General features: G+C 36.1%; 13 protein-coding genes. All 13 read left to right on the plus strand.

The window, feature by feature from the left end; all coding sequences use genetic code 11:
- The first annotated feature begins 22 nt into the window (after window positions 1–22).
- The 13 genes from ACIQ6T_RS00540 to ACIQ6T_RS00600 all read left to right on the plus strand — a co-directional run bounded on the left by ACIQ6T_RS00540 (window position 23) and on the right by ACIQ6T_RS00600 (window position 13724).
- Window positions 23–1432, plus strand: coding sequence for a TonB-dependent receptor (locus ACIQ6T_RS00540; RefSeq protein ID WP_395783126.1), 1410 nt, complete (start codon window positions 23–25; stop codon window positions 1430–1432).
- A gap of 79 nt (window positions 1433–1511) precedes the next feature.
- Complete coding sequence (locus ACIQ6T_RS00545) at window positions 1512–3788, plus strand: ATP-dependent helicase (RefSeq protein WP_395783128.1); 2277 nt, start codon at window positions 1512–1514, stop codon at window positions 3786–3788.
- A gap of 148 nt (window positions 3789–3936) precedes the next feature.
- Window positions 3937–4683: an SDR family NAD(P)-dependent oxidoreductase gene (locus tag ACIQ6T_RS00550; RefSeq protein ID WP_395783130.1), complete on the plus strand. Its 747-nt coding sequence runs from the start codon at window positions 3937–3939 to the stop codon at window positions 4681–4683.
- 14 nt (window positions 4684–4697) lie between these two features.
- Window positions 4698–5360, plus strand: coding sequence for an acetyltransferase (locus ACIQ6T_RS00555; protein WP_395783132.1), 663 nt, complete (start codon window positions 4698–4700; stop codon window positions 5358–5360).
- A gap of 57 nt (window positions 5361–5417) precedes the next feature.
- Entirely contained in the window at window positions 5418–6227 is an 810-nt protein-coding gene (locus tag ACIQ6T_RS00560; protein ID WP_395783134.1) for a transketolase, read from the plus strand.
- Between the two features lie 6 nt (window positions 6228–6233).
- Window positions 6234–7208, plus strand: coding sequence for a transketolase family protein (locus ACIQ6T_RS00565; RefSeq protein ID WP_395783136.1), 975 nt, complete (start codon window positions 6234–6236; stop codon window positions 7206–7208).
- Window positions 7205–7444 (plus strand): hypothetical protein, encoded by a 240-nt coding sequence (locus tag ACIQ6T_RS00570; RefSeq protein WP_395783138.1) that lies wholly within the window; start codon window positions 7205–7207, stop codon window positions 7442–7444. Before ACIQ6T_RS00565 ends, ACIQ6T_RS00570 begins: the two co-directional genes overlap by 4 nt.
- A gap of 14 nt (window positions 7445–7458) precedes the next feature.
- A complete protein-coding gene (locus ACIQ6T_RS00575; protein WP_395783140.1) occupies window positions 7459–8862 on the plus strand; it encodes an AMP-binding protein in 1404 nt (467 codons plus the stop codon).
- 4 nt (window positions 8863–8866) lie between these two features.
- Window positions 8867–9937 carry an acyl-protein synthetase gene (locus ACIQ6T_RS00580; RefSeq protein WP_395783142.1) on the plus strand — a complete coding sequence of 357 codons (1071 nt, stop codon included), beginning with the start codon at window positions 8867–8869 and terminating at the stop codon, window positions 9935–9937.
- A 69-nt stretch (window positions 9938–10006) separates the two neighbouring features.
- Window positions 10007–11152, plus strand: a complete 1146-nt coding sequence (locus ACIQ6T_RS00585; RefSeq protein ID WP_395783144.1) for an acyl-CoA reductase — start codon at window positions 10007–10009, stop codon at window positions 11150–11152.
- Window positions 11153–11175: 23 nt separating this feature from the next.
- Window positions 11176–11643, plus strand: coding sequence for a 3-hydroxyacyl-ACP dehydratase FabZ (fabZ, locus tag ACIQ6T_RS00590; protein ID WP_395783146.1), 468 nt, complete (start codon window positions 11176–11178; stop codon window positions 11641–11643).
- A gap of 12 nt (window positions 11644–11655) precedes the next feature.
- On the plus strand, window positions 11656–13260 hold the full coding sequence (locus ACIQ6T_RS00595) for a GMC family oxidoreductase (RefSeq protein WP_395783148.1): 1605 nt from the start codon (window positions 11656–11658) through the stop codon (window positions 13258–13260).
- Between the two features lie 11 nt (window positions 13261–13271).
- Entirely contained in the window at window positions 13272–13724 is a 453-nt protein-coding gene (locus ACIQ6T_RS00600; protein ID WP_395783150.1) for a hypothetical protein, read from the plus strand.
- Window positions 13725–13726 lie beyond the last annotated feature (2 nt).

The following is a 13726-nucleotide window of genomic DNA, read 5'->3' on the forward strand; positions in this document are numbered from 1 at the left end:
AAACACCATCAACAAAACACGCATGACAGCTTCTCTGAAGTCCATTGGGACGAAACAAAAAGCATTGAACATCAACTTAGATCGTAGTATCTACGGGTCATTTGCTGAAATTGGAGCTGGGCAAGATGTAGCTGCTATTTTTTTCAAAGCTGGGGGTGCCTCAGGAACCATTGCAAAAACAATTTCCGCGTATGACATGGCCTTTTCGGATGCTATTTACGGAGAGGAAGAGTCAGGTAAATATGTTTGTGAGCCAAGATTAATGAAAATGCTCACGCGTGAATTTAAATTGTTGAAGGTTCGCTTGACTGATACAGCAGATGAAAAACGATTTTTTGCTTTTGCGAATACTGTTTCGGCGTTAAATTATCAAAAAACGAACGATGCGCATGGTTGGATTGGCTTGCGATTTCAACTAAAACCAAATGGGCCGGTAAACAATTTAGTTATCCACGTGAATATGCTGGATAACGACAATATTTTACAACAACAAGCGCTTGGAATTATCGGAGTTAATTTATTGTATGGATGTTTTTTCTTGCATGGAGATCCAGAAAAATTACTTTGTTCGTTGTTGGATGACTTGTCAACTGACCGTATAGAGATTGATATGATTCGTTTTGAAGGCGATGATTTTGCGGATGTTGACAATCGCCTGATGTCCTTATATCTGGTTAAACACGGATTTACACAGGCTGCCGTTTTCGGACCTGATGGAACGGTGATGCAACCTTATAATGCCTTATCTAAAAAACACATTATAGCTATTCGTGGCAGATTTAGGCCAGTGACTAACATATTTTTGGATATGTTGAAGAAAGGCCAAACGCAATTTGAACAAGAATCCGACGTAGATGATGATAAAATTTGCGTGTTATCAGAGCTGACATTACGTAATTTAGAAGATGGGTCCCATCATATAAATGAAAAAGATTTCTTAGATCGCGTAGACATTTTATGTTCTTTAGGTCAAACCGTTCTCATCTCAAATTTCCACGAGTATTTTAAGTTGGTTGCCTACCTATCCCAGTTTTCACCATTGAAAATGGCATTAATCATGGGTATGCCAAACTTGGAGTATATATTTGATGAGAAACATTATGCGCAAGTAGATGGTGGTATTTTAACCGCGTTTGCTAATTTGTTTGGCCATAATATCAAGTTGTATTTATATCCCACAATCGACGATAAAGGAGCGGTTTTGAATTTAAAGACCTTCAAAACTGTTCCACACCTTCGTGGCTTGTTGCACTATCTGCTCGACAACAAAAAGCTGGAAGATATCAAAAAGTCGGATGAAAAGTTGATGAATATCCGCACAGACCAAGTTCTAGCGATGATTCAGCAAGGGCCTGGAGATTGGGAAAAATTAGTCCCTGAATCAGTAGCTAAACAAATTAAGGAACACGCCTTATTTGGTTTTCCGCAGTAACAAATTATCAGTTTAGCAGCCCATAAAGCGCCAAAAAATTCCTATTTTTGTTCCCCAATTGAACACTAAAAATCACCCAATGGATTATTTGGCCGGCCTTAATGAGCCCCAGCGTCAAGCAGTTGAACATATCGATGGACCGTTAATGATTATAGCTGGTGCGGGCTCTGGAAAAACCCGTGTCCTGACCTACCGAACTGCCCATTTAATCGAGAAGGGTGTCGATCCATTTAGCATTCTTTTGCTAACATTTACAAACAAAGCAGCCGGCGAAATGCGCCATCGGATAGAGACTGTGATCGGTTCACAAGCCAAAAATATTTGGATGGGAACTTTTCACTCCGTTTTTGCCAAAATTTTACGTTTCGAAGGTGCGCGTTTGGGGTATACATCCAATTTTTCTATTTATGATACGGACGATTCAAAATCGCTAATTCGTGCGCTGATTAAGGAACAGAATTTAGATGACAAAATTTATAAAGTTAATTTAGTCCTTAATCGAATTTCCAATGCAAAAAATAGGCTAATTGGTCCAGAACAATACATGGCTAGTTCGGTCCTAGAGCAGGAGGATCGCTTTGCCAAAATTCCGATGCTGGGTCAGGTGTACAAAATGTATTGTCAGCGTTGTTTTCAGGCAAACGCCATGGATTTTGATGATCTCTTATTTCAAACCAATATTCTTTTTAGGGATCATTTAGACGTTTTAAATAAATACCAGCATAAGTTTAAGCATGTGATGGTAGATGAGTTTCAAGATACTAACGTCTCTCAATATCTACTCACGAAGAAACTTTCAGCTGTTAATCAAAATATCTGCGTGGTAGGTGATGATGCGCAAAGTATATACGCATTTAGAGGAGCGGATATTCAAAATATCCTGAATTTCGAGCGGGATTACCCTGATTTGGCAATGATTAAATTAGAAGAAAATTACCGGTCAACGAAAGCGATTGTGGCGGTAGCAAACTCGATTATCGCACGAAATAAAACGCAATTAAAAAAAGACGTATTTACGTCAAACGAAGATGGCGACCAGATTGAAATCATTCGAGCAGGGAGTGATAATGAGGAAGGGCGAATCATCGCATCGACTATTCTAGAAACGCGGCAGCGTGATGGACTGATCTGGTCGGACTTTGCTATTCTCTATCGAACAAATGCCCAATCGCGTTCTTTTGAGGAATCCCTGCGCCGATTAAATATCAAGTACAAAATTGTAGGAGGCTTGTCTTTTTACCAACGAAAAGAAATCAAAGATGTGTTGGGCTACCTGCGATTTGTTGTCAATCAACAAGATGAAGAAGCGTTTAAACGTATTATCAATTTACCTAAACGAGGGATTGGCGATACAACTATTGCAAAAATAGCCATTACTGCAGCCGAGCAAAATACCTCTGTTTGGGACATTGTGTCTAATATTCAACAATTTCAAGGGGTACGTGGGACGGCACCGATTGAGCAATTTGCCGACTTGATTAAGTCCTACAAGTTAATGGTGGAAGTGGATGGAAAAGATGCCTATGAAGTTGCTAGTCATGTAGCAAAAACATCTGGTTTAGTGCGTGAACTTTATGAAGACAAAACGGTAGAAGGCCTTGCTCGTTATCAAAACGTTCAAGAATTACTAAATGCCGTCAAGCAATTTGTCGACTCCGAAGAAAATGAAGACAAATCACTTGCCACCTTTTTACAATCTGTTTCCTTGCTGACTAATGCAGATACGACAGAAGACCCCAATGACACAGATAAGGTCACATTAATGACCGTCCATTCTGCAAAAGGATTAGAATTTAAACACGTGTTTTTAGTTGGCCTAGAAGAAGACCTTTTCCCAAGTCAAATGATGCTTCAAAGTCAGGCCGACTTAGAAGAAGAGCGTAGATTGTTCTATGTTGCGATCACGCGAGCGGAGAAAAAGCTGATGATTTCCTATGCGGAATCGAGGTATCAGTTTGGCCGATTAAAATCTTGTGAACCTAGCAGGTTTATAGATGAATTAGATAGCACCTATTTAAAGATGGCTAAAACACCTGGGAAAAAGGATGTGTCTAATTATCGCCCAGTACAAAAAACGGGGTTTGTTGAAAAATCGACAAATGTCTCAGCGGCTCAATTGATTCAGAAACCTAAGCAAAATACAAATTACCAACACGTTCCCTCGGCTGATTTCAAGCAATCAGATCCAATGAGTTTGCAAGAAGGACAGCGGGTCGAGCATCAAAAATTCGGCTTTGGAATGATCACTAAATTGGAGGTCAATGGGGCAGAACGCAAAGCACACATAAACTTTGAACAAGGTGTGGGAGAAAAAACGCTTTTGTTAAGTTTCGCGAAATTGATGATTGTTGTGTAGCCAAGTTGATAAATAGTTATGTTTGAAAACATACTATTAATAAGATAATTATTAAAAGGCTACTAAATTTATTCCACATTTTAGTCTGAATAAGTCAATTTGACTTAATTTTATAGATTATTTGTATGAATCTTTATAAATCAAAGAAATGCTTCTGAAGAACAAAACTTCAATTATTACTGGCTGCAATAAAGGAATAGGGAAAGCAATTTTAGAATTGTTCGCCCAAAATGGGTCCGATATAATTGCATGCATCAGAAGGGAATCAGAAGATTTTGATTTATTTATTGACACAATTGAGAAGAAATATCAAATCAAGGTTTATAAATTCTATTTCGATCTTGAAAATTTGGATGAGATCAAATCCTGTATTGGCAAAATAGCTGCATTAAAAATTAAGATTGACATATTGGTAAATAATGCTGGGATAGCGGCAGGTTCATTTTTTCAAATGACTCCGATGCGTGATCTTGAAAAAATGATTCAGGTTAATTTTACTTCTCAAATTTATTTCACGCAAGGTATATCTCGCCTCATGTCGAAACATAAAATTGGTTCTATTGTAAATGTTGCCTCTACAGCTGGTATATTAGGCGATATAGGAACGTTAAGCTATGGCTCAAGTAAAGCTGCTCTGATATTTGCAACAAAGACAATTGCCGCAGAATTAGGGGCATCCAATATCCGTGTCAATGCAGTTGCCCCAAGCGTAACTAAAACCGAAATGTATTACCAAATGGATGAGAAGTCACGTGATAACCTGATTCAATCTTCCATCTTGAAACGAGCATGTGAACCAATTGAAGTCGCCAATGTTGTTTTATTTCTGGCAAGTGATATGTCATCATTTGTTAATGCGCAGACGATACGAATTGATGGTGGGTTTATCAACTAACAAATGACAGATATATGATCTTAGGGATATATTGTGCTGGAGGGTTTGGAAAAGAAGTGTTTGATATCGCATCTAGGCAAAATGGTATTTCTCAGCAGTGGGAAAAAATAATTTTTATTGACGATTTTGCATCAGATGATTCAGATGTGTATTTGACCAAATCTTATAAATTCGATTCGTTAACGGCTAAATTTGACAAATCAAACTTAGAAATTGTCATTGCAAACGGAGAGCCATTTCATAAACAAGTTTTATTTAATAAAGTAGAGCAAGCTGGATACCATTTCGGTCGGGTTCAAGATCCTACCGCCATTGTATCACCTAGTGCAGAAATCGGCCAAGGAGTTATCATTGCATCCTTTTGTATCATTGCAAGCAATTCAAAAATTGGGCATAACGTAGCAATTAATGTGCATTCAATTATTGGGCATGATATTGAGATAAAAGACCATGTAATATTGTCGAGTATGGTCAATATTGGTGGCTTTTGCCAAATTGATACTGGGACTTACATAGGAATGAATGCTCAAATTAAAGATGGCTTGCGCATTGGTAAAGATGCCATTATTGGAATGGGGGCAGTTGTTCATCATAACATTGAATCGGATGTAATTGCGCTCGGAAATCCAGCCCGTCCCATGAGACGCAATACTGAAAAAAGAGTATTTAAGAGTTGATTATTTTGACTACCTTTGCCGATTCATATTAGTTACAAGCTACTTTTTATACGTCCTATGGATATTGTACATCTTGAAAAAATGGCAATTGAGATGCGAAAGAAAATTCTACAAATTTCTTTAGCATGTAAAAACAGCGCTCATTTAGGAGGCGGACTTTCGCTTGTTGAAATATTAACCACATTATATGGATCAGTTATGAAATTTGATCCTAAAAATACAGAGTGGGATGAAAGAGATCGATTTATTCTAAGCAAAGGACATGGCGTATTACCCTATTTTACCGCACTTAATCTGGCAGGAATAATCTCAGATGAAAAACTTTTTAGTTTCAAAGAGAATGAAAGTGATTTAATCGCGCATCCCGTGATGAATATGGCTCTTGGAATGGAATCTTCCAATGGAAGTTTAGGACATGGCCTTTCCATGGGTGTAGGTATAGCTATCGCATCTAAAAAGAAAATGCGCTCCAATCGAGTTTTTGTTGTACTAGGGGATGGGGAATGTAATGAAGGTTCTGTATGGGAAGCGGCTATGTCTGCAGCACATTTTAAACTAGATAATCTCGTTGCAATATTAGATTACAATGGGTTACAAAGTGATGGCGATTCTCAAGTCGTCTTAAATCCAGGAGATTTTAAAAGTAAGTGGCTAAGTTTTGGCTGGGAAGTAGATGTGGTTGATGGTCACAATATCGCAAAATTACATGCTAGTTTAAATCATAAATCTGATCCTTCTAAGCCAAAAATAATAATAGCTAAAACGACCAAAGGGAAAGGTATTTCTTTTATGGAGAATAATAATGAATGGCACCACAATAGACTTACGCAAGGTTTTTACGACAAGGCAATGTCAGAATTAGTTTAGTTTACAATGATCGCAATAACAGAAAAAGAAAACCGAAATTGGTCTAGAATGGGTTCTAGGGCCACATTTGGAATTGCTATATTGCTATTAGCCGAGCAAGAAGAAAATTTAATGGTTTTATCCGCCGATTTGGGAAAATCCTCTGGTCTTGATCGATTTTGCAACGCTTATCCATCTAATTTTCTTAATGTTGGTATTGCTGAGCAAAATATGATTGGTATTGCCGCTGGATTAGCTAAAGAAAACTACAAGGTATTTGCCACCTCATTCGCTCCTTTTGTTTCAATGCGCGCTGCAGAGCAAATTCGCATGAACTTAGGGTATATGAATTTGAACGTGAAAGCGGTCGCAATTGGAAGCGGGGTTTCAATGGCTTTTTTAGGTAATTCACATTTTGGATTAGAAGATGCAGCTATCATGCGCTCGATTCCTAACCTTACCGTAGTTTGTCCATCAGATTGCGCTGAAATTGTCAAAACAGTATTCGCTGCAGCAGAATTTAACGGTCCTATGTACATTAGACTTACGGGTGGTGTGAATAATCCTGTCGTTTATAAAGAAGATTATGATTTTGAAATTGGGAAAAGCATTTGCCTAAGGACTGGAACAGATATTACTATTTTTGCAACTGGTAGCATGGTCTATGAATCATTGGAGGCCGCCAAAATATTAGATGAAAATGGGATATCGGCAACCGTTATCAACATGCACACTATAAAACCAATAGATTCCGATGCCATTGATTTAGCATTGGCCAAATCAAAACTTGTCGTAACTGTTGAAGAACATTCGGTTATCGGTGGTTTAGGAAGTGCCATTTCAGAATATATTTCAAAATTCAGCAATACCCCTGCTCAATTAACAATTGGCCTCCCTGATGAATTTATAAAAACAGGCGAATACCGTTATTTATTAGAAAAATATGGTCTTGTAGCAGAGCAAATTGCGGAAAACATTATTAATAAATTAAAACAAAAATGACAAATAGAGAAAAATACGTACAGGTATTTGTGGATTCCTTCTCAGTAAATCCTGATCAACTTGACGAGAATTTTGTATACCAATGTGTTCCGGAATGGGATTCGATTGGACACATGGGAATGATTGCAAGCTTGGAAGAAACTTTTGATATAATGATGGAAACCGACGATATAATTGATTTCGGATCCTTTACAAAAGGAATTGAATTATTAGCCAAATATGATGTAACAATTTAATTTCAGATTAATTAATGGATTTTATCACTAATCTGAATTCCTTTTCTACTCGGCCATGTGTAACTACGCAAAACAATAGCTATACATATGCTGAAATAATTGAGTTTAGTGAATCTTTAGCAAGTCTATTTGTAAATAAATCATTGGTTTTTTTGCTTTGTGGCAACAATGAAGAAACATTGATTGGCTATTTAGCCTGCTTAAAATCAAAATCTATTCCTTTACTGATAAATGAGCATTTAGACGAAAAATTATTAGCTAATTTAATCTTACATTATCAACCAAATTACATTTGGGGGACCCAATTAACTAATCATTCATTTTCAAGTATCTTCTCTTGGGGGAATTATAATTTACAAAAAGCGGATATTGGGATTGATCATAATTTCCATGACGATCTAGCTTTATTGTTGATGACATCAGGAACAACAGGTAGTTCCAAATTAGTTAGACTCTCCCATAATAATATTGATTCAAATACGAATTCGATAATTAATGCTTTAAAAATTGACAAATTAGATAAGCCAATCACGACATTACCTTTTAACTATACCTATGGTTTGTCGATCATAAATTCACATTTAGCATCCGGTTGTGAACTGATATTTACTGACAGTAGTATTGTAAATAAAGAGTTTTGGAATCTATTAATCCAAAAGAAAGCCACTACTTTTGGAGGCGTTCCCTATACCTATCAGATGTTAGATAGATTTGGATTTGAGAAAATGGATTTACCGTCAATTACAAAAATTACACAAGCGGGCGGCAAATTGACAAAAGAATTGTCACTTAAATTCAGTCAAATTTGCGCGACCAAAGGAATTGAGTTTATTGTTATGTATGGCCAAACAGAAGCTACGGCACGAATGTCATATTTACCGAATTCGTATTCAATTTCAAAAGCTGGTAGTATTGGCAAGGCAGTTTCAGGTGGCCATTTCCACCTAATTAATTCCGAGGGCAATAAAATTAAAATCCCAAACGTGGAAGGTGAACTAATTTATGAGGGGCCAAATGTTTGCTTGGGATATGCTGAAAATTCATTTGACCTATCCAAAGGTGATGAAAATAATGGAATCTTGCATACTGGGGATATTGCCATGATTGACGAGGAAGGTTTTTATTATATTAAAGGCCGTTTAAAAAGATTTATCAAAGTTTTTGGAAATAGAGTAAGTTTGGATGAAATAGAATCAATTGCAATTGAAAATGGGTTCAAATGTGTCTGTACAGGGAAAGAAGATAAGTTAATTATTGTGACAGAGGATAATGATGTACTAACACCGTTAAAACAGACTATTTCCAAAATAACTAAAATTCATCCAACATCAATTTCGGTAAAACACATTGATTTAATACCTCGAAATGAATCTGGGAAAGTATTATACAACGAATTGAATCGATTAATTAATTTATAGGATTGTGTTAAACTTTGACGTTTTTTTCGAAAATTCTCCTTTTGCATTCAATCAAATGCAAAAGGAGACCTATTTTTTCCCGGCGATCAAAACACTACATCAAAGTCATCTGCAAAATTGCCCTGAATTTGAAAAAATTTCTAGCCTTATTGGCAATAAAGATTTACGTCAAGTAGAAGATTTGCCATTTATTCCAGTTAGACTTTTTAAAGATTTTGATTTGCTAAGCATTGATAAATCTGAGATTAGGAAAACCATGACCTCTTCTGGGACGTCTGGAGGTTCTCCTTCTAAAATTTATTTAAATTCAGAAACGGCACAACTTCAAACTAAGGTTTTAACCAAAATTGTTAATTCATACATTGGCACGAAAAGACTTCCTATGCTTATTATTGATTCAAAGTCAGTATTAAAAGATCGGAACAATTTTTCAGCTAGAGGTGCAGGCATTTTAGGATTCTCTATTTTTGGATATGATATTCATTATGCGCTTGATGATGACATGAATATCGATATTGAACAGATAAATGAATTTTTGCAAAAACATGAACATGAGCAAATCCTAATTTTCGGATTTACATTTGTGGTATTTGAGAATTTTATAAAGAAATTACAAGCGTCAAATACGAAGTTGAAGTTAAACAACAGTCTATTAATTCATGGGGGTGGTTGGAAAAAACTAGCGGAAAATGCCATGGACAATTCATCTTTTAAGGCCCTCATTAAGGAATGGAGTGGAATTAGCCGCGTATTTAATTACTATGGCTTAGTAGAGCAAACAGGGTCTATTTTTATGGAATGTGAAAATGAAAATCTTCACGCATCCATTTATTCAGATATCATATTTAGAAAACCAGAAGATTTTTCAGTTTGTGAAATAGGGCAAGAAGGTATCGTTCAATTGTTATCGCTCTTACCACACAGTTATCCAGGTCATTCGATACTAACAGAAGATATTGGTAAGCTAATTGGTGTAGATACCTGTCCATGTGGAAGAAAAGGTAAATACTTTAAAATTTTTGGTCGAATTAAAAATGCGGAAATTAGAGGTTGTAGTGATACGATTCAAAAATAATAATTAATGACTTCTATAAATGAAACACAGATCGCATGTATGATTGGGGAATTATCCCAATTGGACACTATGCGCCCAAATAAACCATTTAATGAAGACGTTATTTTGTTTTTAAGCGAGCTTTCTAATGCCCTTATAAAAACAAAAGAATCTCGCAACTTCCCTGATGTAATCACATTTGCCTATTGGTGTAGAAAGTCAAACATCACAAAACTTTCTAAAGAATATATTCATGTTAAAAACAGGATTGGTCTAGGTCTTGTTTTTCATATCACTCCAGCTAACGTACCCGTTAATTTCGCATTTTCATTTGTTTTCTCCTTATTGGCTGGTAATTCAAATGTAATTAGAATCCCCTCAAAAAATTATCAACAAATAGACATTATATGCGAAGCAATCAGGCAGCTATTTAGAGAGGATCGATTTAAAAATATAGCACAAAACACCTTATTGGTCAAATATCCACATAGTAAAGAAATCAATAGCTTTTTCTCTACTAAATGCAATGCTCGAATTGTTTGGGGAGGCGATTCCACAATTAATCAAATACGAGAAAGTAAGATACCCGCTAGGAGTTTAGATATCGGCTTTGCAGATAGGTATTCCTTTTCGATTATTGATCCAACTTCCATTAAAACATGTACCGAAAAGGAGCTTTTCAGACTTGCTGAAAAATTTTATAACGATACCTATTTGATGGATCAAAACGCATGTTCATCTCCACATTTAATCGTATGGAAAAAATCAGATAAATCAGATGCCAAGGCTGAGAAAGATAAATTCTGGAAGGCCGTACATCAGATTGCTCAGAAAAAATACGAACTTGATTCCATTCGTGTTATTGATAAATTAACTTTACTTTGCTCAGATGTCATTAATCATCCGATTAATCAGGTAACCATGACCTCGAATTATTTGCATCAAATTAAATTAGCTTCAGTCCCAAACACCATCGTAAACCTTTCGGGTAATTCTGGATATTTTTATGAAGTAGATATTGCTGAATTGAACGAGTTAGCCCCGCTTATTGAAACAAAAATTCAAACAATAACTTACTTTGGTTTGAATAAGGAAGAGATCTTAAATTTTATACTAAATAATAATTTAATTGGGGTTGATCGTATTGTCCCTGTTGGCAAAGCATTGGAAATTGGGCTAACTTGGGATGGATATGACTTAATAAACACATTATCAAGAGTAATCGCGACTGAATAACGCAAGAATAAAATAGAATAATTATGGAAGGATTTAGCCTAAACTTTATAGAACTACAAGAATATCAACCAAATAGATATCCTTTTTTAATGATTGACCATGTAGAAGAAGTTATACCTGGGAAATCAGCAAAGGGGCATAAAAATTTGACATTAAATGAATGGTATTTTCCTAAACATTTTCCAGGCGCGCCTAATATGCCGGGGGCATTGCAATTAGAGGCATTAGCTCAAATGCTGACAGTTGCAATTACTACTTTACCGGGACTTCAAGGAAAAGTTACACATGCGCTGCAACATACGGTTAGATTTAGAAAGGAAGTGCTACCGGGTCAAACATTAAAAATTGAAACAACCGTTATTTCATGGAAGCGAGGAATTTGTAAGGGAAGAGGTGTGGGTTATACGGACGGCGAAATTGCTTGTGAGGCAGATATGTTAATTACAATCCCTGAAATTCTTGACCAATATTTGCCAAAAAGTAGCAAATAAAAATATACCAAAATGGCCCCCGAAGTTGATGTATTAATAATTGGCGCTGGCGCATCAGGAGCAGCTGCAGCATGGAATTTAAGTAACTTAAATTTAAAAATTGTATGCCTGGAGCAAGGAGAACATACCAATCCAGCAAATTATCCAAGTACAAAAATAGGTTGGGAATTATTCAAGAATAACGAATATCACGTAAGTCCAAATGTTCGTAAACTAAAATCAGACTATCCAATTAATGATTCCAGTTCTCCTATTTCTATTGCTAATTATAATGCAGTGGGGGGATCTACAATTCTATATTCAGGTCATTTTCCTAGATTTCATCCATCAGATTTTAAAGTTAAATCACTTGATGGCGTAGCTGATGATTGGCCGTTAGACTATAATGAATTAGAACCATTTTATGACTTAAATGATAAAATGACTGGGGTCTCGGGGCTTTCTGGCGATCCAGCATATCCACCAATAGAAATATATCAACAAGCCATCCCACTAGGTAAATTAGGAGAAACTATGGGTAATGGTTTCAATAAATTAGGCTGGCATTGGTGGCCTTCATACAGCGCAATAATTACACGAGAAATACAAGGTCGAGGTAAATGTATCAATTTAGGGCCTTGTAATATGGGTTGTCCTCAAGGAGCTAAATCTTCCGTGGATGTAACGTATTGGCCCATCGCATTAAAAAATGGTGTTGAATTGCGGACACAATCTCGAGTGAGAGAAATTACGGTTAATGACAAAGGACTTGCGACTGGTGCAATTTATTACAATGCAAAAGGTGAGGAATGCATCCAAAAAGCAAAAATTGTAATCATCGCTTGCAATGGTGTAGGAACACCACGACTATTGCTTAATTCAAAAAGTAAGTTATTCCCAAATGGTTTAGCAAATCGTTCCGGCTTAGTTGGTCAGAACCTAATGCTTCATCCACTTGGTTATGTAGAAGGGACATTTGATGAAATGTTAGATTCAAATATAGGTCCCCATGGATGCTGCATACAAAGTCAAGAATTTTATGAAACTAATGCAGAAAGAGGATTTGTTAGGGGGTATACCATGCAAATATTACGTGGTCCAGGCCCTGTAGAAACCGCTACTTCAGGATTATTAAGAAAAGAAATTCAAATAGGTCATCAACATCATGAGCAATTTGATTCCAAATTAGGCCGTACAATTGGCATGGGAATCATTGTTGAGGACCTGCCAGAAACGCACAATAACGTCACATTAGATCCGGAATTAACTGATACGAATGGCATTCCGGCACCTAAAGTAAATTACACCTTAAGCGATAATAGTAAAAAAATGCTCGCACATGGTTTGGGCAAAGGTGTTGAAGTGATGGAAGCCGCCGGAGCGAAAAAAACACTTAAGTTTGGCCCAGTAAAAAATACAGGCTGGCACCTCATGGGTACAGCCAAAATGGGCAATGATCCAAACAAATCAGTAGTAAATAAATGGGGAAACTCACATGATGTAAGCAACTTGTTTATCGTAGACAGTAGCATTTTTGTTACTTCTGGAGGTGTTAACCCAGCATCGACGCTACAAGCACTATCCCTTTATATTACGAATCACATCATAAAAAATAGAAACAATTTAATTGTTCCATAATTTTCTGTTGAATGAAAGAAGAAAGATTTAGTTCAGAACAATTACAGATCCTTTATGATATTTTGGGTTTAATCATTCCATCATCAGATGAATATTTAAAGCCGAGTGCTTCTATTATTTTAGAGAATTCTGCTAATTTGACTATAGAATTCAATCTCCTAGCAAATTCTGTACTTCACAAAATACAGGAACTAGGTATTTCCTCTTTCAATAATGATTGGAGAAAACTAGAAAATGAAGATAAAATAAGTTTAATTAATCTTTTTCAAAAGAAGGAGAACCGACTTTTTACTAATTTTTGCTTGTCCATACTTAACGCCTATTATACGAATGCATTAGTCTTAAAAACAATAAATACGAAGTCAATCCCGCCATTCCCAGAAGGAAATCATTTAAAAGAATTTGATTATTTAATGCTAGAGAATGTATTTCTAAAAGGAGAAATTTATAGAAAAATAGAATAACT

Origin of the sequence: Aquirufa sp., assembly GCF_044377215.1 — a bacterium.
In the GTDB taxonomy this organism is placed as follows: domain Bacteria; phylum Bacteroidota; class Bacteroidia; order Cytophagales; family Spirosomataceae; genus Aquirufa.

Excerpts from the sequence above, each read along its gene's own strand:
- ACIQ6T_RS00570 (WP_395783138.1), top strand. The coding sequence starts at position 7,205 with ATGACAAATAGAGAAAAATACGTACAGGTATTTGTGGATTCCTTCTCA.
- ACIQ6T_RS00540 (WP_395783126.1), top strand. The coding sequence starts at position 23 with ATGACAGCTTCTCTGAAGTCCATTGGGACGAAACAAAAAGCATTGAAC.
- ACIQ6T_RS00555 (WP_395783132.1), top strand. The coding sequence starts at position 4,698 with ATGATCTTAGGGATATATTGTGCTGGAGGGTTTGGAAAAGAAGTGTTT.
- ACIQ6T_RS00545 (WP_395783128.1), top strand. The coding sequence starts at position 1,512 with ATGGATTATTTGGCCGGCCTTAATGAGCCCCAGCGTCAAGCAGTTGAA.
- ACIQ6T_RS00595 (WP_395783148.1), top strand. The coding sequence starts at position 11,656 with ATGGCCCCCGAAGTTGATGTATTAATAATTGGCGCTGGCGCATCAGGA.
- ACIQ6T_RS00565 (WP_395783136.1), top strand. The coding sequence starts at position 6,234 with ATGATCGCAATAACAGAAAAAGAAAACCGAAATTGGTCTAGAATGGGT.
- fabZ (WP_395783146.1), top strand. The coding sequence starts at position 11,176 with ATGGAAGGATTTAGCCTAAACTTTATAGAACTACAAGAATATCAACCA.
- ACIQ6T_RS00575 (WP_395783140.1), top strand. The coding sequence starts at position 7,459 with ATGGATTTTATCACTAATCTGAATTCCTTTTCTACTCGGCCATGTGTA.
- ACIQ6T_RS00600 (WP_395783150.1), top strand. The coding sequence starts at position 13,272 with ATGAAAGAAGAAAGATTTAGTTCAGAACAATTACAGATCCTTTATGAT.
- ACIQ6T_RS00560 (WP_395783134.1), top strand. The coding sequence starts at position 5,418 with ATGGATATTGTACATCTTGAAAAAATGGCAATTGAGATGCGAAAGAAA.
- ACIQ6T_RS00550 (WP_395783130.1), top strand. The coding sequence starts at position 3,937 with ATGCTTCTGAAGAACAAAACTTCAATTATTACTGGCTGCAATAAAGGA.
- ACIQ6T_RS00585 (WP_395783144.1), top strand. The coding sequence starts at position 10,007 with ATGCGCCCAAATAAACCATTTAATGAAGACGTTATTTTGTTTTTAAGC.